At 62.1% G+C, this 20,664-nt stretch carries 17 protein-coding genes; 12 read left to right on the top strand and 5 right to left on the bottom strand.

Annotated features, from left to right (window positions below):
• Positions 1-4 precede the first annotated feature (4 nt).
• Positions 5-2,284, top strand: coding sequence for a phosphoenolpyruvate--protein phosphotransferase (ptsP, locus tag LOY36_RS27060; RefSeq protein ID WP_018928656.1), 2,280 nt, complete (start codon positions 5-7; stop codon positions 2,282-2,284).
• Positions 2,285-2,385: 101 nt separating this feature from the next.
• Here ptsP and LOY36_RS27055 read toward each other — a convergent pair whose 3' ends face one another.
• Complete coding sequence (locus LOY36_RS27055) at positions 2,386-3,132, bottom strand: NRDE family protein (RefSeq protein WP_258671523.1); 747 nt, start codon at positions 3,130-3,132, stop codon at positions 2,386-2,388.
• Positions 3,133-3,266: 134 nt separating this feature from the next.
• On the opposite strand from LOY36_RS27055, the gene LOY36_RS27050 reads away from it, so the two are divergent.
• From LOY36_RS27050 to LOY36_RS27040, 3 genes are all read left to right on the top strand, one after another.
• Entirely contained in the window at positions 3,267-4,049 is a 783-nt protein-coding gene (locus tag LOY36_RS27050; protein ID WP_258671521.1) for a sulfite exporter TauE/SafE family protein, read from the top strand.
• 83 nt (positions 4,050-4,132) lie between these two features.
• Positions 4,133-4,942 (top strand): prolipoprotein diacylglyceryl transferase, encoded by an 810-nt coding sequence (gene lgt / locus LOY36_RS27045; RefSeq protein WP_019580577.1) that lies wholly within the window; start codon positions 4,133-4,135, stop codon positions 4,940-4,942.
• Between the two features lie 64 nt (positions 4,943-5,006).
• A complete protein-coding gene (locus LOY36_RS27040; protein ID WP_008007347.1) occupies positions 5,007-5,978 on the top strand; it encodes a thymidylate synthase in 972 nt (323 codons plus the stop codon).
• A gap of 114 nt (positions 5,979-6,092) precedes the next feature.
• Here LOY36_RS27040 and cadR read toward each other — a convergent pair whose 3' ends face one another.
• Complete coding sequence (cadR, locus tag LOY36_RS27035) at positions 6,093-6,542, bottom strand: Cd(II)/Pb(II)-responsive transcriptional regulator (RefSeq protein WP_007897786.1); 450 nt, start codon at positions 6,540-6,542, stop codon at positions 6,093-6,095.
• An 84-nt stretch (positions 6,543-6,626) separates the two neighbouring features.
• Here cadR and LOY36_RS27030 point away from each other — a divergent pair, with 84 nt between their 5' ends.
• From LOY36_RS27030 to LOY36_RS27000, 7 genes are all read left to right on the top strand, one after another.
• Positions 6,627-8,918 (top strand): heavy metal translocating P-type ATPase, encoded by a 2,292-nt coding sequence (locus tag LOY36_RS27030; RefSeq protein ID WP_258671518.1) that lies wholly within the window; start codon positions 6,627-6,629, stop codon positions 8,916-8,918.
• A 16-nt stretch (positions 8,919-8,934) separates the two neighbouring features.
• Positions 8,935-9,798 (top strand): LysR family transcriptional regulator, encoded by an 864-nt coding sequence (locus LOY36_RS27025; protein ID WP_018928662.1) that lies wholly within the window; start codon positions 8,935-8,937, stop codon positions 9,796-9,798.
• 227 nt (positions 9,799-10,025) lie between these two features.
• Entirely contained in the window at positions 10,026-11,102 is a 1,077-nt protein-coding gene (locus LOY36_RS27020; RefSeq protein WP_258671516.1) for a putative 2-aminoethylphosphonate ABC transporter ATP-binding protein, read from the top strand.
• A complete protein-coding gene (locus LOY36_RS27015; RefSeq protein ID WP_258671515.1) occupies positions 11,102-12,826 on the top strand; it encodes a putative 2-aminoethylphosphonate ABC transporter permease subunit in 1,725 nt (574 codons plus the stop codon). Before LOY36_RS27020 ends, LOY36_RS27015 begins: the two co-directional genes overlap by 1 nt.
• Positions 12,827-12,858: 32 nt before the next feature.
• Positions 12,859-13,884 (top strand): putative 2-aminoethylphosphonate ABC transporter substrate-binding protein, encoded by a 1,026-nt coding sequence (locus LOY36_RS27010; RefSeq protein WP_258671513.1) that lies wholly within the window; start codon positions 12,859-12,861, stop codon positions 13,882-13,884.
• 138 nt (positions 13,885-14,022) lie between these two features.
• A complete protein-coding gene (locus LOY36_RS27005; RefSeq protein WP_258671511.1) occupies positions 14,023-15,156 on the top strand; it encodes a TIGR03364 family FAD-dependent oxidoreductase in 1,134 nt (377 codons plus the stop codon).
• Entirely contained in the window at positions 15,156-15,713 is a 558-nt protein-coding gene (locus LOY36_RS27000; protein WP_258671509.1) for a phosphonate degradation HD-domain oxygenase, read from the top strand. Before LOY36_RS27005 ends, LOY36_RS27000 begins: the two co-directional genes overlap by 1 nt.
• On the opposite strand, the gene LOY36_RS26995 is transcribed toward LOY36_RS27000, so the two are convergent.
• Both LOY36_RS26995 and LOY36_RS26990 read right to left on the bottom strand, forming a co-directional pair.
• Positions 15,710-17,095, bottom strand: a complete 1,386-nt coding sequence (locus LOY36_RS26995) for a GTPase/DUF3482 domain-containing protein (protein ID WP_258671508.1) — start codon at positions 17,093-17,095, stop codon at positions 15,710-15,712. The two genes, LOY36_RS27000 and LOY36_RS26995, sit on opposite strands and share 4 nt — an antisense overlap.
• Positions 17,088-18,467, bottom strand: coding sequence for a DUF2868 domain-containing protein (locus LOY36_RS26990; RefSeq protein ID WP_258671507.1), 1,380 nt, complete (start codon positions 18,465-18,467; stop codon positions 17,088-17,090). Before LOY36_RS26990 ends, LOY36_RS26995 begins: the two co-directional genes overlap by 8 nt.
• Positions 18,468-18,552: 85 nt before the next feature.
• Between LOY36_RS26990 and LOY36_RS26985 the strand changes: the two genes are divergently transcribed.
• Positions 18,553-19,065, top strand: a complete 513-nt coding sequence (locus LOY36_RS26985; RefSeq protein ID WP_258671506.1) for a dihydrofolate reductase — start codon at positions 18,553-18,555, stop codon at positions 19,063-19,065.
• Positions 19,066-19,104: 39 nt separating this feature from the next.
• Here LOY36_RS26985 and LOY36_RS26980 read toward each other — a convergent pair whose 3' ends face one another.
• Entirely contained in the window at positions 19,105-20,496 is a 1,392-nt protein-coding gene (locus LOY36_RS26980; protein WP_258671505.1) for an L-cystine transporter, read from the bottom strand.
• Positions 20,497-20,664: the final 168 nt, after the last annotated feature.

Raw genomic sequence — 20,664 nt, 5'->3', positions numbered from 1 at the left:
AGCCATGCTCAATACGCTGCGCAAGATCGTCCAGGAAGTTAACTCCGCCAAGGATCTCAAGGCGGCGTTGGGGATTATTGTGTTGCGCGTCAAAGAGGCCATGGGCAGCCAGGTCTGCTCGGTCTACCTGCTTGATCCAGAGACCAACCGCTTCGTGCTGATGGCCACCGAGGGCTTGAACAAGCGCTCGATCGGCAAAGTCAGCATGGCACCCAACGAAGGTCTGGTCGGCCTGGTCGGCACGCGTGAAGAACCCCTGAACCTCGAAAACGCCGCGGATCACCCGCGCTACCGTTACTTCGCCGAGACCGGTGAAGAGCGCTACGCGTCGTTCCTCGGGGCGCCGATCATTCACCACCGCCGCGTCGTCGGCGTGTTGGTCATTCAACAAAAGGAACGCCGCCAGTTCGATGAGGGTGAAGAAGCCTTCCTCGTGACCATGAGCGCGCAGCTCGCCGGCGTTATCGCCCACGCCGAGGCCACCGGTTCGATCCGTGGCCTGGGCCGTCAGGGCAAAGGTATTCAGGAAGCAAAGTTCGTCGGCGTACCGGGTTCGCCGGGCGCGGCGGTCGGCACCGCGGTCGTCATGCTGCCACCGGCCGATCTGGACGTGGTGCCGGACAAGACCATCACCGACATCGATGCAGAACTTGGGTTGTTCAAGACGGCCATCGAAGGCGTGCGCGCCGACATGCGTGCCTTGTCCGCCAAGCTGGCAACCCAGCTGCGGCCTGAAGAGCGGGCGCTGTTCGACGTCTACCTGATGATGCTCGATGATGCCTCGCTCGGCAGCGAAGTCACCACCGTGATCAAGACCGGTCAGTGGGCCCAGGGCGCATTGCGTCAGGTGGTTACCGATCACGTCAACCGTTTCGAACTGATGGACGACGCCTACCTGCGTGAGCGCGCCTCGGACGTCAAAGACCTCGGTCGCCGTTTGCTCGCCTACTTGCAGGAAGAGCGGCAGCAGACGCTGGTCTACCCCGACAACACCATTCTGGTCAGCGAAGAACTGACGCCGGCGATGCTCGGCGAGGTGCCGGAAGGCAAGCTGGTGGGCCTGGTGTCGGTACTCGGTTCCGGCAACTCCCACGTGGCGATCCTGGCGCGCGCCATGGGTATTCCGACGGTGATGGGCCTGGTCGACCTGCCGTACTCCAAGGTCGACGGCATCCAGATGATCGTCGACGGCTACCACGGCGAGGTCTACACCAACCCGAGTGACGTGCTGCGCAAGCAGTTCGCCGACGTGGTCGAGGAAGAGAAACAACTGGCCCTCGGGCTGGATGCATTGCGCGACCTGCCGTGCGTAACGGTCGATGGCCACCGCATGCCGCTGTGGGTCAACACCGGCCTGCTGGCGGACGTGGCGCGGGCGCAGAAGCGCGGTGCCGAGGGCGTGGGTCTGTACCGGACCGAAGTGCCGTTCATGATCAACCAGCGTTTCCCGAGTGAAAAGGAACAACTGGCGATCTATCGCGAGCAACTCGCCGCGTTCCATCCACAACCAGTGACCATGCGCAGCCTGGACATTGGCGGTGACAAGGCGCTGTCGTACTTCCCGATCAAGGAAGACAACCCGTTCCTCGGCTGGCGCGGCATTCGCGTGACCCTCGACCACCCGGAAATCTTCCTGGTGCAGACTCGCGCCATGCTCAAGGCGAGCGAAGGCCTGAACAACCTGCGCATTCTGTTGCCGATGATTTCCGGCACCCATGAACTGGAAGAAGCCTTGCACCTGATCCACCGGGCCTGGGGCGAAGTCCGCGACGAAGGCACCGACGTGCCGATGCCGCCGGTTGGCGTGATGATCGAGATTCCGGCGGCGGTGTACCAGACCAAGGAACTGGCGCGGCAAGTGGACTTCCTGTCGGTCGGCTCCAACGACCTGACCCAGTACCTGTTGGCCGTGGACCGAAACAACCCACGGGTGGCCGACCTCTACGACTACCTGCACCCGGCGGTGCTGCAAGCCCTGCAGAGCGTGGTGCGCGATGCGCATGCCGAAGGCAAACCGGTGAGTATCTGCGGCGAAATGGCCGGTGACCCGGCGGCGGCGGTGCTGTTGATGGCAATGGGCTTCGACAGCCTGTCGATGAACGCCACCAACTTGCCGAAAGTGAAGTGGATGCTGCGTCAGATCAACCTGAGCAAGGCCAAGGAGTTGCTGGCGGAGCTGATGACCATCGACAACCCGCAAGTTATCCACAGCTCACTGCAACTGGCGCTGAAGAACCTTGGGTTGGCGCGGATGATCAATCCGGCTTCGGTCAAGACCCTCTAACCGAGTGGACGCAAAAAGATCGCAGCCTTCGGCAGCTCCTACAGGTGTACGCAAAGCCCTGTAGGAGCTGCCGAAGGTTCGGGCCGCGTTCGGACGATCTTTTAGATTTTGATCTCTATTTCCCCAAGATGCCCCCCATACGGCCCGAAGCTCCGTTCGACCATATGCCGCACCCCATCCGCCTGAACAATCAACGCCGTGCTCGCCCGTGTCCCATAAGCCTGGCTCTTGATAAACACACTCGACAACAACGTCTCGGTGGTTTGCCCCACGCCAGTGTCCGGCAGCTCGGCAAGCGGCGCCGTCTGCGGATCGCTGAGCAAGGCCAATAGCGCCTGCGGCTGCGGGTCGTCCAGTACTTCGCTCAGTGCTGCCTTGGCCTTGAGCACTTTTGGCCACGGTGTATCCAGCCCCGCGTTCGATAGCCCATAAACCCCAGGCTTGAGCCTGACCGCCTCGGTCTCCCGGGCATTGAAGTGCCACAACTCGCTGGCATTGCCGATCAGCAGATTAAACCCGGCATATTCAGGCGAACGTCGGACAACGTCGTTTAAATAGTCTTCAATCGGCATGTCGCCGATGAGAAATTGCGCCACCAGTTCGCCTCGCGACCTGGCGGCCGGCGGCTGAAGTGGATCGCGGATGTTGGTCAGCGCGGCGAAGCGCCCATGGGCGCCGACACCGAGCCACGTACCGCCGGCCTCAAGGTCACGACCGGCGTACACGTGCGCAGCTTGCGGCCATTGCGCCAAAGGCAGGCTGGGCCGGGCATAGAATTCGTCGCGGTTGGCCGCCACGATCAGCGGTTGGGCATGACCCGGCCGCCAGGCAAAGACAATCAGGCACATAAGGTGGTCCTTGTGTGTTTTTTGCTCACTCTACGCAGACATCGCTCATCGATCCATCGCCATCCGCAGTGGAGCCCGAGGCCATGCATCCGTTACCATGCCGCTCCTGTTTCGGGATGCTTGGGGATGTGGCCATGGAATTTCTGCTCTATCTGGCGCTGGGCGCCTGTGCGGGCGTGCTGGCCGGGCTGTTTGGGGTAGGCGGCGGGATCATTATCGTTCCGGTGCTGGTGTTCAGCTTCACCTTGCAGGGATTTGATGTGTCGATCCTGACGCATCTTGCAGTCGGCACTTCCCTGGCGACGATCATTTTTACGTCGGTCAATGCGGTTCGCGAGCATCATCGCCGCGGCGCCGTGCGTTGGCCGATTTTTGCCTGGATGACCCTCGGCATTCTGATCGGTGCCGGTTTCGGCGCGCTGACCGCCGAAGCGATCTCCGGGCCGAATCTGCAGAAGATCATCGGCGTATTCGCGTTGATCATCGCGGTTCAACTCGCTTTGGACTTCAAACCCAAGGCCAGCCGAACGGTGCCTGGTAAAGTCGGCCTGACCGTGGCCGGCAGTGTGATTGGCTGGGCCTCGGCGATTTTCGGGATCGGCGGCGGTTCGCTGACCGTGCCGTTCCTGACCTGGCGCAGCGTACCGATGCAACAAGCGGTGGCGACGTCGTCGGCTTGTGGCCTGCCCATCGCCTTGGCAAGTGCATTAAGTTTCATGATTCTGGGCTGGCACGATCCACTGCTGCCGGCCCATAGTCTCGGTTTTGTTTATTTGCCGGCGCTGCTGGGGATCGCCCTGACCAGCATGGTCTTCGCCCGCCTCGGTGCGCGACTGGCCCACAGGCTGTCGCCACGCTTGCTGAAAAGACTGTTTGCCGCTTTGCTGTTTTGCGTCGGCTTGAACTTCCTGCTCTGACACGTAACGCAATCCTGGCTTAATCCTGGCGTGACAGCGTCGCCCGGGAATTTTGAAGGTTTCAACTCTAACGAGGAGTCGCAATGCTGCCTTACCCGCAGATCGACCCGGTGGCCCTGGCCATCGGTCCGCTGAAAATCCACTGGTACGGCCTGATGTACCTGGTCGGCATCGGCGGCGCGTGGCTGCTGGCGTCCCGTCGGCTGAACCGCTTCGACCCGACCTGGACCAAGGAGAAACTCTCCGACATGGTGTTCTGGATGTCGATGGGCGTCATCGTCGGCGGCCGCCTGGGTTATGTGCTGTTTTATGATCTGAGCGCTTACCTGGCCAACCCGATGTTGATCTTCGAAGTGTGGAAGGGCGGCATGTCGTTCCACGGTGGCTTCATCGGTGTGATGCTCGCAGCGTTGTGGTTTGGTAAAAAGAACAACAAGTCGTTCTTCCAGCTGATGGATTTCGTCGCGCCGATGGTGCCGATCGGCCTGGGCGCCGGACGCATTGGTAATTTCATCAACGCCGAGTTGTGGGGCAAGCCGACCGACGTGCCGTGGGCGATGATCTTCCCGCCGTTCAGCGACCCGGCGCAGTTGCCGCGTCATCCGTCGCAGCTGTACCAGTTTGCGCTGGAAGGTGTGGCGCTGTTCCTGATCCTCTGGCTGTTCTCGCGCAAGCCACGGCCGACCATGGCGGTGTCCGGGATGTTCGCGCTGTTCTACGGCATCTTCCGGTTCATCGTCGAATTCGTTCGCGTACCGGATGCGCAGCTGGGCTATCTGGCCTGGAACTGGCTGACCATGGGCCAGGTGCTGTGCGTACCGATGATCGTCGGCGGTCTATTCCTGATCTGGCTGGCTTATCGACGCGCCCCGGCGGCCCCCGCAGCTGCATAAGAAGCCGGCGCAAAAAATTCGAACCCCGGGGCGACGGCTCCGGGTTCAAGGACACAGGTAATTCATGAAGCAATATCTCGAACTGGTCGCCCATGTCATCAAGAACGGCACCAAACAGGCCAACCGCACCGGCGTGAACACCATCAGCTTTCCGGGTGCGATGCTGCGCTTCGATTTGCAGGAAGGTTTCCCGGCGATCACCACCCGCAAGATGGCGTTCAAGTCGGCCATCGGCGAGATGTGCGGTTTTCTGCGCGGGGTGAACAACGCCGCTGAATTCCGTGCGTTGGGCTGCAAGGTCTGGGACCAGAATGCCAACGAAAACGCCCAGTGGCTGGCCAACCCGTTCCGTCAGGGCGAAGACGACCTCGGCGAGATCTACGGCGTGCAATGGCGCAAATGGCCGGCGTACAAGCAGATTCCGGTCAGCAACCAGGCCGCCATCGAGCAGACCCTGAGCCAGGGTTATCGGCAGATCGCCGAAGGCGAAGAAGACGGCCAGGCTTATGTGGTGCTGTACAAGGCGATCGACCAGATCCGCCAGTGCGTCGACACCATCATCAAGGACCCGGGCAGCCGTCGCATCCTGTTCCACGGCTGGAACGTTGCGCAGCTCGATGAGATGGCCCTGCCGCCGTGCCACTTGCTGTACCAGTTCCACCCGAATGTCGAGACCAGGGAAATCTCCCTGACCCTCTACATCCGCTCCAACGACCTGGGCCTGGGCACGCCGTTCAACCTCACCGAAGGCGCCGCGCTGCTGAGCCTGATCGGCCGCCTGACCGGTTACACGCCGCGCTGGTTCACCTATTTCATCGGCGATGCCCACGTCTACGAAAACCACCTGGATATGCTCAACGAACAGCTCAAGCGCGAGCCGTTCGCTATGCCGAAGCTGAAGATATCCGACCGTGTGCCGGAATTCGCCAAGACCGGCGTGTACCAGCCGGAATGGCTGGAGCTGATCGAGCCGAGTGACTTCTCGCTCGAAGGCTACGAGCACCACGCCCCAATGACCGCGCCGATGGCGGTCTAAAGCGTCACGCCGATTCCCCTGTAGGAGCTGCCGAAGGCTGCGATCTTTTGATCTTGATCTTTAAGGATCAAAAGATCGCAGCCTTCGGCAGCTCCTACGGGGGTTGTGGTGTTTTTAGTGGCCGTGACTGCGGCCAACATGGGAATGCTCCACCTCCGTCGCCACAACCCCGCCACTCACCTCCAACCGCTGCAAAATCCCGCACTGATCGATATCCGGCCCTTCGCTGCAGCGTTGGCGCAGGTCGAGCAGTTGTGTCTGCAACGCCAGCAAACCGTCGATTCGTGCCTTCACATGGTGGATATGTTCGTCGATCAACGCGTTGACGTTTTCGCATTGATCCTGCGGGCTGTCGCGCAGGGCCAGCAGGCTGCGGATTTCCTCGAGAGTCATGTCGAGGGTGCGGCAGTTGCGGATGAAGGTCAGGCGCTCGGCGTGGGCCTGGGTGTAGACGCGGTAATTACCGTCGCTGCGGGCCGGTTCCGGCAGCAGGTTTTCGCGCTCGTAGTAGCGGATGGTTTCCACGGCGCAGTCGGTGAGTTTCGCCAGTTCTCCTATTTTCATCGCGTCAATCTCCAAAAGGGTGCTTGACCCTATAGTGGCTACAGGGTCTTTACTTGGCAACAGGCACCTTCATGGACGCGACCAATGAGCGATTCTCTTCACACCCACAAACCCGAGGCTGATCACGATCACGATCACGATCACAGCCACAAGCTGCAGCCTGTGCCCCAGCATGTCCATGGTAGCCATGATCATGGCGGCCACGGCGATTCCTGCTGTTCCTCCAAAGCCGCAGCGCCATCGCTGATCAAGTTGAGCGAAACGCCGACCGCTGGCGCGCGGCTGAGCAGCTTCCGCATCGAGGCCATGGACTGCCCGACCGAGCAGACGCTGATCCAGAACAAGCTCGGCAAGCTTGCGGGTGTGCAGCAACTGGAGTTCAACCTGATCAACCGGGTGTTGGGCGTGACCCATGACCTGCCGGGCACCGCGCCGATCATCGAGGCGATCAAGTCGCTCGGCATGCACGCCGAGCCGCTGGAACAAGGCGTCGAAGCGCCAATACCTGTGCCAGAGAAAAAACCTTGGTGGCCATTGGCGCTGTCCGGCGTTGGTGCGTTGGCGGCTGAAGTGATCCACTTCACTAACGCGGCGCCCAATTGGGTGGTGGCGGTGATTGCGCTGATCTCAATCCTCAGTGGCGGCCTGGGTACCTATAAAAAGGGCTGGATCGCCCTGAAAAACCTCAACCTGAACATCAACGCGCTGATGAGCATCGCGGTGACCGGTGCGGTCCTGATCGGCCAATGGCCGGAAGCGGCGATGGTGATGTTCCTGTTCACCGTCGCCGAGTTGATCGAAGCCAGGTCCCTGGACCGGGCGCGCAACGCCATCGGCGGACTGATGCAGATGGCGCCCGAGCAAGCCACGGTGCAGCAAGCCGATGGCAGTTGGGTCGCACAACCGGTGAAAAACATCGAGCTGGGTGCGCGGGTGCGAGTGCGTCCCGGCGAGCGGATCGGTCTGGATGGCGAAGTGGTGTCCGGCAGCTCGACCATCGATCAGGCGCCGATTACCGGCGAGAGCCTGCCGGTCGAGAAAACCGTTGGCGACAAGGTGTTTGCCGGCACCATCAACCAGTCCGGTTCGCTGGAATATGTGGTGACTGCCGCAGCGAGCAATTCGACCCTGGCGCGGATCATTCATGCCGTCGAACAGGCCCAAGGGGCGCGGGCGCCGACCCAGCGTTTCGTCGACAGCTTTTCGAAAATCTACACACCGGCGGTGTTCATCCTGGCCCTCGCCGTGGCGGTGATCCCGCCGCTGTTCATGGACGCGCTGTGGTTCGACTGGATCTATCGGGCGCTGGTGTTGCTGGTGGTCGCCTGCCCATGCGCCTTGGTGATTTCCACTCCGGTGACCATCGTCAGCGGCCTCGCGGCAGCGGCGCGCAAAGGGATTCTGGTCAAGGGCGGCGTCTACCTGGAGCACGGCTACAAACTCGATTACCTGGCTCTCGACAAGACCGGCACCCTCACGCATGGCAAACCGGTGCAGACCGACTATTTGTCCCTCGACCCGACCGCCGATCAAACAGCCCCGGCCCTTGCGGCGGCGCTGGCTGGTCGCTCGGATCACCCGGTGTCGCTGGCCATCGCCAACGCGGCAGTTGTGGATAACCAGCGCGCGCCGCTGACTGTGGATAACTTCGAAGCCTTGGCGGGGCGTGGAGTACGCGGTGAGATCAATGGTGAGCTCTATCACCTGGGCAACCATCGACTGGTGGAAGATCTGGGCCTGTGTTCTCCAGCGCTGGAAGAAAAACTGTTTGCGCTGGAGAAACAGGGCAAGTCGGTGGTGCTGTTGCTCGACAAGTCAGGTCCCCTGGCGCTGTTCGCCGTGGCAGACACCGTGAAAGCGTCCAGCCGCGAAGCGATCCAGCAATTGCATGAGCTGGGCGTCAAAACCCTGATGCTGACCGGCGACAACGTTCACACCGCCCAGGTCATCGCCGCCCATGTGGGCATTGATCAGGCGCAGGGCGATCTGTTGCCGACCGAGAAGCTGCAAGCCATCGAAACGCTGTATGCCCAGGGTTATCGCGTGGGAATGGTCGGCGACGGCATCAACGACGCCCCGGCGCTGGCGCGGGCCGAGATCGGTTTCGCCATGGCAGCGGCCGGTACCGATACCGCCATCGAAACCGCCGATGTCGCCCTGATGGACGATGATCTGCGCAAGATCCCTGCCTTCATCAGCCTGTCGCGGCAGACCTCTAACATCCTCAAACAGAACATTGCCCTGGCATTGGTCATCAAAGCGATCTTTCTTGGGGTAACCTTCGCCGGGATCGCCACCATGTGGATGGCGGTGTTCGCCGACATGGGCGTGAGCCTGTTGGTGGTGTTCAACGGTTTGCGCCTGTTGCGCAAATAGACGATGAGGGACGGGTGTGCTGAGTGCCGAGCTGAAGGCGTTTTACATGGTGGCCCGGCTGGGCAGCATTACCCTGGCGGCGAAAAAGCTCGGCCTGAGCCAACCGACGGTGACGACCCAGATTCGGCATCTGGAAAGCCAGTATTCGGTTGAGCTGTTCTACCGTGGCGGCCGCCGCCTCAGCGTCAGCGACGAAGGCGCGCGGCTGTTGCCGATGGTCAAGGCACTGTTGCAGCAGGAAGCCGATATCGAGTTCTTCCTGCGTAACAGTGGTCAGGTCCAGGGCACGTTGCGCATCGCCGCCACGGCGCCGTATTACATCCTCGATCTGGTGAAGACCTTTCGCGAGCGCTTGCCGCAGGTGGAGGTGTCGGTGGAAATCGGCAACTCCCAGCAGGTGCTCGAAGCGCTGGAGGATTACCGGGTCGATGTTGCCGCGTCCTCGCAGTTGCTCGACGATGCGCGGTTGATTCGCCGGGTGCTCGGCAGCGATCCGCTGGTGTTGGCGGTGCATCGCAATCATCCGCTGGCGGTGCATGATCATGTACCGCTCAGTGCGCTGGCGGGGCATACCTTGTTGATGCGCGAGTCGGGCTCGACCACTCGGCGCTTGACCGAAGAGTTGCTGGCCAGCGCAGGAGTGAGTTTCGGGCCGTTGCTGGAGATTGGTAGTCGCGAGTCGATTCGTGAAGCGGTGCTGCGCAACATCGGCATCAGCATCATCGCCCGGCAGGAAGTGCCGCACGATCCGCAATTGCGGGTGTTGACCCTCGAAAATGCGCCGCAGATTCCCGAATACCTGTACTGCCTCAAGGAACGAAAAGGCGCCCGGCTGCCGGCGGCGTTTCTCGGGTTGGCGCAGGAAATGGCCCCGGCGTAGATCCCTGTGGCGAGGGAGCTTGCTCCCGCTGGACTGCGCAGCAGGCCCATTTTCTGGGGCCGCTTCGCAACCCAGCGGGAGCAAGCTCCCTCGCCACAGGTTATTCACTGTTCGTTCCATCCAACTAAAATCCCCGAATACCACTATCGGCCGTTTTTGCCTCGTTGCCACATGACAGACGCATTGCAAACCTAGGATGGCCCTCATCTGCTTGATGAGGCCTGTCCATGAACCACTCGATCGCAACTGCCCTGACCAACCCCGGCGCGCCGATGAAAGTGCGCGGCGTGCAGAAACGCTTCGGCGCGTTCACCGCGCTGGATAACGTTTCCCTCGACGTGGCAGCGGGTGAGCTGGTGTGCCTCTTGGGGCCGTCGGGCTGTGGCAAAACCACCTTGCTGCGCTGCATCGCCGGCCTTGAGCGCCAGGACAGCGGCGAGTTGTACCTCGGCGATCGCGACGTTTCCCACCTGGCACCTCAAGCCCGGGACTACGGCATTCTCTTCCAGTCCTACGCGTTGTTCCCCAATCTCACCGTCGAAGCGAACATCGCCTACGGCCTCGCCGGCAGCGGTCGCGAGGAAGTGCGCCAGCGAGTCGGTCAGATGCTGGAACTGGTCGGCCTGATCGGCAGTGAAAAAAAATACCCCGGCCAGTTATCTGGCGGCCAACAGCAACGGGTGGCCCTGGCTCGGGCCTTGGCTCCGGCGCCGTCATTGTTGTTGCTGGACGAACCGATGTCGGCGCTCGACGCCCGGGTCCGCGAGCATCTGTGCACCGAACTGCGCCAATTGCAGCGCAATCTCGGCATCACCACCCTGATGGTCACCCACAATCAGGACGAGGCCATGCTGATGGCCGACCGAATCGCCGTGATGAACAACGGCAAGGTCGAGCAGTACACCACGCCGCAGGATATCTACGACCGTCCGGCCACACCGTTTGTGGCGGAGTTTGTCGGTCAGGGCAACTGGCTGCCGTTCCGCCGTAGCAGCGACAGCCATGCCCAGGTCGGCGGGATGCACATGCGCCTGGCCGAAGGCAGTGCGAAAACCGCGTCGGGCCGGTTGTTCTGCCGCCCCGAAGCGATCAACGTCAATCCGCTGGTGCATGAAGAAAACCTGTTCCCGGCCAAGGTTCGCGAAATCACTTTCCTCGGCAATCGTTGCCGCATGAGCTTCGAACTCGATCAGCTGCCGGGCCATGCGCTACTGGCGGAACTGGCGCCGGAAGCCATGCCGCGACTCGGTGCGCAACAGATCATGGTCGCCTTGCCGCCGCGCAGCCTGCAGGTGTTTGCCTGATGAACGCGAACGTCGCGCTGCCGATACCGCACAAGCAGGTTCGGCAGACCTCCCGCGCCGAGATCGGCGACCGGTTGTTCGTGGTCGGCGGCAAGGTGCTGTTGCTGGTGTTGCTCGGCGTGGCGGTGTTGATGCCGTTGCTGGCGATCTTCTGGCGCGGGCTCAGTTCGCAGGCCGGGCAGGGCGGTGGTCTGGTGGCTGCCGGTGAATTGCTGACCAGTGCGAATTTCCATTGGTTGCTCGGTAACAGCCTGAAGGTTTCCCTCAGCGTGGCGGCGATTGTCGTACCGTTGGCCTACCTGTTTGCCTACGCCCTGCAACGCACGATGATTCCCGGCAAAGGTATCTGGCGCGGCATGTCGCTGCTGCCGTTGATGGCGCCGTCGATGTTGCCGGGGATTGCGCTGGTTTATCTGTTCGGTAATCAGGGCCTGTTGCGCGGTCTGCTCTCGGACAACATCTACGGTTTCTGGGGCATTGTGCTCGGCGAGGTCATCTATACCTTCCCACACGCCTTGATGATTTTGCTGTCGGCGTTGTCCCTGGCGGATGCGCGACTGTTCGATGCCGCCTCCAGCATGGGCGCCAGTCCGGCGAAAGCCTTTCGCAGCATCACTTGGCCGGCGACGCGTCAGGCGGTATTCGCGGCGTTCTGTTTGGTGTTCACCCTGACCATCACCGACTTCGGTGTGCCCGTGGTGGTCGGTGGCGACTATCAAGTGCTGGCGCTGGAAGCCTACAAAGCGGTGGTCGGCCAGCAACAATTCGGTCGCGGCGCACTGATCGGCATGGTCCTGCTGCTGCCGGCGCTGTTCAGCTTTGGTGTCGACGCCTGGCTGCGTCGGCGTCACGGCGACTCCATGAGCGGTCGGGCGCAAGTGTTTCAACCAGCGCCGTCGAAGCTGCGCGACGGTTGTTATCTGGCCATCGTGCTGCTGATCTGCGCGGTATTGCTGCTGGTGTTCGGCATGGCGGTGTACTCGTCGCTGGTGAAGTTCTGGCCGTACAACCTGTCGCTGTCGCTCAACCATTACCAGTTCAACGACACCGCGGGAGGCGGCTGGCTGGCCTACGGCAACAGCGTGAAGATGGCGCTGTGCACGGCGTTGATCGGCAGCGTGCTGATCTTCACCGGCGCGTACCTGATGGAAAAGACCCGTGGTCAGCGCGGCCTGAATCTGATGTTGCGCATGCTCAGTTTCGTACCGATGGCGGTGCCGGGCCTGGTGCTGGGGCTGGGTTACGTCTTCTTCTTCAACCTCAACGGCAATCCGTTGCATGTGTTCTACGGCAGCATGAGCCTGCTGGTGGTTTGCACCATTGCTCACTATTTGACCACCGCGCAAATGACCGCCACCACCGCGCTGCGCCAACTCGACGCCGAGTTCGAAGCCGCCGCGCTGTCGCTCAAGGCGCCGCTGTATCGGCACTACCTGCGGGTCACCGTGCCGATCTGCCTGCCGGCGCTGTTGGACATCGTGCGCTACCTGTTCGTCTCGGCCATGACCACCGTCTCGGCGGCGATCTTCCTCTACAGCCCCGACACCATTCTCGCGGCGGTGGCGGTGCTGAACATGGACGACGCCGGCAACGTCGGCGGCGCGGCGGCGATGTCGACCCTGATTCTGTTCACCTCGGCAGGCGTGTCCCTGCTGCTGGCCTGGGCCTCGCGCGGTTTATTGCGTCGCTCCCAGGCCTGGCGGCAGACCGCGCCCGGTCTTTGATTCACACCTTCAACTCACACAGGAATTGCACCATGTTCAAGCCCTTGGCCCTGGCCGCTGCTGTCCTCACCGCTTTCAGCCTGAACGCCTTCGCTGCGAAAACCGAGTTGACGGTGTACACCGCCCTCGAAGCCGAACAACTGAAGACCTACAAAGAAGCCTTCGAGAAGGCCAACCCGGACGTCGAGATCAAGTGGGTGCGCGACTCCACCGGCATCATCACCGCCAAGCTGCTGGCCGAAAAAGCCCGCCCGCAAGCCGATGCGGTGTGGGGCCTGGCGGCATCGAGCCTGGCGATCCTCGATCAGCAAGGCATGCTGCAAAGCTACGCGCCGAAGGACCTGGGCAAGATCGGCGGCAACTACCGTGATGCTGCCAACCCACCGGCCTGGGTCGGCATGGACGTGTGGGCGGCGACCATTTGCTTCAACACTGTCGAAGCCGAAAAGCAGGGTTTGAGCAAGCCCGTGAGCTGGCAGGACCTGACCAAGCCTGAGTACAAAGGCAAGATCGTCATGCCCAACCCGGCCTCGTCCGGCACCGGTTTCCTCGACGTCAGCGCCTGGCTGCAAACCTTCGGCGAGAAGCAGGGCTGGCAGTACATGGACGACCTGCACCAGAACATCGGCCAGTACGTTCACTCCGGTTCCAAGCCGTGCAAACTCGCCGCTGCCGGTGAATTCCCGATCGGCATTTCCTTCGAATACCCGGCTGTTCAGTTGAAGCGCCAAGGCGCGCCGCTCGACATCATCCTGCCGAAAGAAGGCCTGGGCTGGGAGATCGAAGCGACCGCCGTGATCAAAGGCACACCGAATGAAGACGCGGCGAAGAAACTGGCCGACTTCTCCGCAAGCCCGGCGGCGATGGAACTTTATAAAGAGAACTTCGCGGTGCTCGCGCAACCGGGTATCGCCAAGCCGCAGACCGAATTGCCGGCGGACTATGAGCAGCGCTTGATCAAGAACGACTTTGCCTGGGCCTCGAAGAATCGCGACGAGATCCTGACTGAATGGCGCAAGCGCTATGACGGCAAGTCCGAGAAAGTAGCTGCCAAGTAACTGACTCACACCTTGTGGCGAGGGAGCTTGCTCCCGCTGGACTGCGCAGCAGGCCCCTTCTTTTCAGATAGAGAGGGGGGGCCGCTACGCGCCCCAGCGGGAGCAAGCTCCCTCGCCACAAAAAGCGGGATTATCTTCATGACACACCACAGCGACATGCTGATCGTCGGCGCCGGCATTCTCGGCCTGTCCCACGCCTATGCCGCCGCCAGGCGCGGCCTCAAGGTCAAAGTCTTCGATCGCAGCGCCACGCCATTGGGCGCTTCGGTACGCAACTTCGGCCAGGCACTGGTCACCGGCCAACCACCGGGACCAATGCTGGAACTGGCCAGAGCCAGTCGAGAAATCTGGGGCCAATGGGCAGAACTCGCCGGCCTGCACCTCAAGCGCAACGGCTCGTACCTGTTCGCGCGTACCGAAGCGGAAGAACACCTGCTGGAAGCCTTCTGCGCCGGGCGTGCCGTGGAGCACGGTTACCGTGTCGAGCTGTTGCGCGGCAACCCATTGCGGGATTTATACAGCGGTCAGTTCAGCCATCACCGCGCCGCGTTGCACGGCATGGACGACCAACAGTTGTATTCCCGCGAGGCGATTCCGGCATTGATCGACTATCTGCGCCGTGAGTTGGGCGTCGAGTTTCACTTCTCTGCCCTGGTACGCGACATCGAGCCGGGCCGCGTGCACAGCACCGCCGGCACCTTCAACGCCGAGCAGATCATCGTTTGCTCCGGCCACGATTATCAAACTTTGCTGGCCGAGCCGATTGCCGAACTCAACCCGCAAGTCTGTCGGCTGCAAATGCTCCGCGCCCGGCCGCAGATCAACCTCAACCTGCGACACGCACTGCTCACCGGTCTGAGTTGTGTGCACTACGGCGCCTTCGCCGATCTGCCGGAAGCTGCGGCGGTACAGGCGCAGATTCTGCGCGAGGCGCCTCATCTGCATGAAAACGGCATTCACCTGCTGATCAGCCCGACACCATACGGTGAATTAATCATCGGCGACTCCCACCATTACGGCAGCGATCCGTCGCCGTTCAATGCCGAGCAGGTGGACGACTGGATGCTCGAACTGGCCGAACAAACCCTGGGTTGCAAGGTGCAAGTGATCGAGCGCTGGCAGGGTGTTTACGGTTCGCGCGGCCCCGGCCCGTTCTCCTTTCTGCGGCCGATGCCGGGTGTGAGCGTGGCGCTGATGCACACTGGTGTCGGCATGAGTGTCGGGCCGGCGTTGGCGGAACGTAACGTCGCCAGCTTATTGGGGGACGGTTGATGGACCGCCATCAGCAAGTGATCGTCGAGGTGTTCGGTCTGTACGAGCGGTTTGGCGACAACGACTACATCGGCGAACCGGTGTCGCAGATCGAGCACATGTCGCAAGCGGCCGAACTGGCGATGGCCGAGGGCTTCGATGATGAAGTAGTACTGGCGGCGTTCTTTCACGACATCGGGCATCTCTGTGCCGAGGGGGTCGAGAGCATGGGCGGCTTTGGTGTGGTCAGCCATGAGTGTTTGGGCGCTGATTATTTGCGTCGGGCCGGCTTCAGCGAACGCATGGCGCGGCTTGTGGAGTATCACGTGCAGGCGAAGCGTTATCTGACGCTCAAAGAGCCTGGGTACTACGAGCGTCTGAGTGAAGCCAGTCGGCGGACGCTGGAGTATCAGGGCGGGCTGATGAGCGCTGAAGAGGCTGAGGCCTTTGAGCAGGATCCGTTGTGTGCCGTCAGTTTGCGGATGCGCCAGTGGGATGAGTTGGCCAAGCAGATGTGGGTGCCGGTGATTGATCTGGATGTGTTGAAGGAAAAGGCGTTGCGTGTGCTGCGTACTTAACTATCAATCACCTTTTCAGCCAACACCTCAACCTGCTCCTGTCGCTCTGCCTGATTCAGCTTCGAATGAGGATTGAGCGACGACCACTGCGGATGCGCCCGGGCCTTGTTCAGCGCTTCCGGCAGTTTGCCTTCGCGCCAGGTTTTGTCCTGCGGTGTGGCGACCTGAATGCTGTCCATTGCCGCATGCCCACGCTGGTTCAGGGCTTGCAGCAATTGCCGCTGGCGCAAGGCCAACAGCCGCAGCACGCTGTCGTCGACGGTCAGTTCTCGCTGGCCCTTGATCTTGCCCAGCAGGCGGCTGCCGTAACTGCGGGCGGTTTGCAGGGCGCCGCCGGCGATCGCTCCGGCCAGTGCCGCCGCGCCGAGGGTCAGGCCGCCCACCAGCAAATCGACTCCGGCCCCGGCCGCTGCACCGGCCGCGATACCGCCGCCGACCCGTACACCGAGCTGTTTCAGGGTTTCCGGGTTGAACAAGTCATCGCCCCAGCGGCCATCGAGCAGCGGCAAGTCACTGGCCGCCGCGTCCTGTGGGCGGAAGGCGTAGAGCTTGAGCAAGGCTTCGACGCAGCGTTGTTCGCGCTGACGCACCGCTTTGCGCAATTCACTGATCGCTTGCTGTTCCTGCTCCGCTTCGCTGGCGACACTGCGGCGGCAGGCGGCGCAATCGATCAATAAATCGGCAATCAGCTGCGCTGCACTCTGCTGACGGGCCAAGCGTTGGGCCTGCTGATCGGCGATCAGGCGCTCCAGTTGTCCGCGAGAGTTTTCCAGCAGTAGCGCGAGGCTTTCATACAGTCGGCGTTCGCCATCTTCCGGCGGCGCGACGCTGTCGAACCGCACCAAGGCATGCAAGCCCAACCGCGCCAGGGCTTCACGCCAATCCGGTTCGCGCTGCTGGGCGCTGCTGACAAAGTTCAGCACCGGCAGCAGCGGTTTGCCGCAACTGGCCAGCACTTGCAGTTCGTCGCGGTACTTGGCCAGCACTGGCTCCCGAGCGTCGATCACATAGAGGCCGGCGTCGGAGGCGAGCAATTGTCGCAACACCTTGGCTTCCTGTTCGAAGCGCTGCCGGGCTTCGCTGCCCTCAAGGAAGCGCGCCAGCCGCGCCGGGCCGTCGAGGCGTTCACCGGGTCGCTCCAGGCGCTCGAGGTAGTCGAGCAGGGCGATGGCATCTTCCAGGCCCGGCGTGTCGAACAGATCGAGCAGAGGCTCGCCGTCCACCGACAATCGCGCGCCCTCGACGTGGCGCGTGGTGCTGGGGCGATGGGACACTTCGCCGAAGCCGACATCCCGCGTCAGCGTGCGCAGCAACGAGGTTTTGCCGACGTTGGTGTGGCCGACCACGGCGAGCTTCAAGGGCTGTTTCCAGGTATCAGTCATGACCCGTCTCCAGCCAGTTCAACGGCGCGCAATCGGCGAATGGCAGGTCCAGTTGTTGTAGCGCAACATGCCAGTCGCCCAGGCGTTCGGCATCCAGCGCTTCGCCGGGCGGCGCTTGCAGCAGCCACACGCGGGTAGCCGTAGCACTGCGAGCCAGTTCGGCAATCAGCGCGAGGCTGCCACGGTCCGGCGAACGCCGTGGATCGCAGGCGATGGCCAGGCGGGCCGGGGGAAAGCGACTCAGCTGTTCAAGCAGTTTGTGCCGGGATTCGCGGCTGTCGAGGATGCCGGCGTCGTTGACGCTTTTCGGCAGCTGCGGTGGCCAGGGGCGTTGATCGTCCAGCTCGATGGCCACCAACAGTGCGCCATCGCTTTGCAGATCGCTGGCCGCGTTTTCAACCCGGTGAAGTTGCTCAGGCGCGGCATCGCTAATACCCAGGCGTTCGCTGGTGGGCATCAGCCGTTCGCGCAGTTGGGCGTAACCGGGTAGGTTCAAGTCCAGATGCAAGGCTGCCTGGCCGGTTTTCCAGCGCCACCGGCAGAACAATGCGAGCAGCAGGCGCGGTAACACGCCGTACACCAGCAGCACGCCCACCAGCCACGCCGCCCAGGCCTGGCGGGCGCTTTCGATGTTCAGCGCGGTATCGCCGCTGGCGCGGATCATCTCCACGCTGGGCACACTGAAACCGAGCAAGGCCGGCAGGGCGCCGAGGGCCTGGGTCATGGCGACGAAGGTGTCGGCGCCGAGAATAGTGGTCTCCCAGACGAAGCCATAGCGCCGGGTCGCCATCAGCGTCAGCAGCATCACCAAGGCACTGAGCATCGCCAACAACCACAAGCCGTTGACCAGCACACCCAGCGCCCACCGATTGAGTTTCTGCCGTTGCAGTAACAGCAGCAGGGCTGGCGCCAGTTGCGCGGCGTTGGCATCGCGGGCGAGTTTTTCACTGAGCCACAACCACAAGCGTCCGAGGGCGGCGCTCTGTTCGCCGGCGAACACCAGGCCCAGGGCCCAGCTCAATAGCAGAATCAGGTTCAGCCCCAGCAGGCTGCCCAAGGCCCAGAACACATTGACCGGGGTCTGGCCGTCGCCCAGCGCGGCAAACGCCAGGCCGGCGCCACTGATCACGGCCAGCACGGCGAGCACGATCAACGCCAGTCGCGCGCCTTGCAGCCAGTGTTTGAGGGCGCGGGTCTGCCCGTCGCGCTCGGCCAGCCACCGGGCGCGGCATTGAATGCGCGTCGGCAGGTCGCCGCCGGCGCTACGGGCGACTCGGTTGGCTTCCAGATCATCCAGGGGGCCGGCGTGTTCTTCACGCAGGCGGATGGTTTCGCTCAGCCAGAGGTTTTGCAGGGGCGTCAGTTCAGTCACGCGGCATCCCGTCGCTTCATTGAGCGATGAGCATAACCGCTGTGACGCTTATCGGGGTAAGGGAGGCTCTGGTATCCTCGCCGGCATGACTAAATCACTCCCCCTCAGCCTGATCGCAGCCCTCGGTGAAAACCGTGTGATCGGCGTCGACAACAGCATGCCCTGGCACTTGCCGGGGGACTTCAAATACTTCAAGGCCACCACCCTCGGCAAGCCGATCATCATGGGGCGCAAGACCTGGGATTCCCTCGGTCGTCCGCTGCCGGGCCGGTTGAACATCGTGGTCAGTCGCCAGGCGGATTTGCAGCTGGAAGGCGCGGAGGTTTATCCGTCACTGGAGGCGGCCGTGGTTCGCGCCGAGGAATGGGCGCTGGAGCAGGGCGTCGATGAGTTGATGCTGATAGGTGGCGCGCAGTTGTATGCGCAAGGTCTGGAGCAGGCCGATCGGCTATACCTGACGCGCGTGGCGCTGAGCCCGGAAGGGGATGCGTGGTTTCCGGAGTTTGATTTGAACCAGTGGAAGCTGGTGTCGAATGTTCCAAATCCGGCGGAAGGCGACAAGCCGGCGTACAGCTTCGAGGTTTGGGAGCGCACATAGATCGTTCCCACGCGGGAGCGTGGGAACGATCAGTACGGGTTAAGCGTGAGCCAACTCCGAATGCTCATCTGCATCCAACAGCGCTTTATCCGTCTGCTGCATGAGTTGGCTGGTGATCGCCCCGGCGGTGATCGAGCCACTGACGTTCAACGCCGTACGACCCATGTCGATCAGCGGTTCAACCGAAATCAGCAACGCCACCAGTGACACCGGCAAGCCCATGGCCGGCAACACGATCAGCGCGGCGAAGGTCGCGCCCCCACCAACCCCGGCCACCCCGGCCGAACTCAGCGTCACAATCGCCACCAACGTCGCGATCCACAGCGGGTCCAGCGGGTTGATGCCCACGGTTGGTGCAACCATCACCGCCAGCATCGCCGGGTACAGACCGGCACAGCCGTTCTGGCCAATGGTCGCGCCAAACGAGGCGGCGAAACTGGCGATGGACTGTGGAATACCCAAACGGCTGGTCTGGGCTTCGATGCTCAATGGAATGGTGGCGGCGCTGGAGCGGCTGGTGAAGGCGAACGTCAGCACCGGCCAGATCTTGCGGAAGAAGCGCAACGGGTTGATCCCGGCGGCCGATACCAGCACGCCATGGACCACAAACATCAGGCCCAGGCCGATGTAGGACACCACCACGAAACTGCCGAGCTTGATGATGTCTTGCAGATTGGAGCCGGCGACCACTTTGGTCATCAGCGCCAACACGCCGTACGGGGTCAGCTTCATCACCAGGCGCACCAGGCGCATCACCCAGGCTTGCAGGGTGTCGATGGCGTTGATCACTTTCTGACCTTTCTCGACATCATCCTTGAGCAGTTGCAGCGCCGCGACCCCAAGGAATGCGGCGAAGATCACCACACTGATGATCGACGTCGGTTTGGCGCGAGCGAGGTCGGCGAACGGGTTCTGCGGGATGAACGACAACAACAGTTGCGGCACATTCAGGTCGGCGACCTTGCCCGCGTAGTCGGTCTGGATGGTTTGCAGGCGAGCCATTTCCTGGGTGCCGGCGACCAGTCCTTCGGCGGTGAGGCCGAACAGGTTGGTCAGGCCGATACCGATCAACGCCGCGATGGCGGTGGTGAACAGCAGCGTGCCGATGGTCAGGAAACTGATCTTGCCCAGAGACGAAGCGTTGTGCAGACGGGCCACGGCACTGAGGATCGAGGCGAACACCAGCGGGATCACGATCATCTGCAGCAACTGCACGTAACCGTTGCCCACCAGATCGAACCAGCCGATCGAGGCTTTCAGCACCGGGTTGCCCGCACCATAAATCGTGTGCAGGGCGATACCGAATACCACGCCCAGCACCAGCGCCAGCAACACCTTTTTCGCCAGGCTCCAGGTGGTGTGACGGGGTTGCGCCAGGCCAAAGAGCAAGGCGAGGAACACCAGCAGATTGAGGATCAGTGGCAGATTCATAGAGGCTCCATAGACTTGTGCCAGCCACCTTCGTGTGTGACTGCGAACCGGTGAGCCTAACAGCTTGATATGTAATGATTTAATATCAAAAACAGCGGTCAACTGTCGTTTTTGGAATAAGCCAATGCCGCTATAAGGAATGCCGCTGACGGAATCAGGATGCAAGCG

Source organism: Pseudomonas sp. B21-019 (assembly GCF_024749225.1).
Classification (GTDB): Bacteria; Pseudomonadota; Gammaproteobacteria; order Pseudomonadales; family Pseudomonadaceae; genus Aquipseudomonas.
This window is presented reverse-complemented; position numbering and strand designations above follow the sequence as displayed.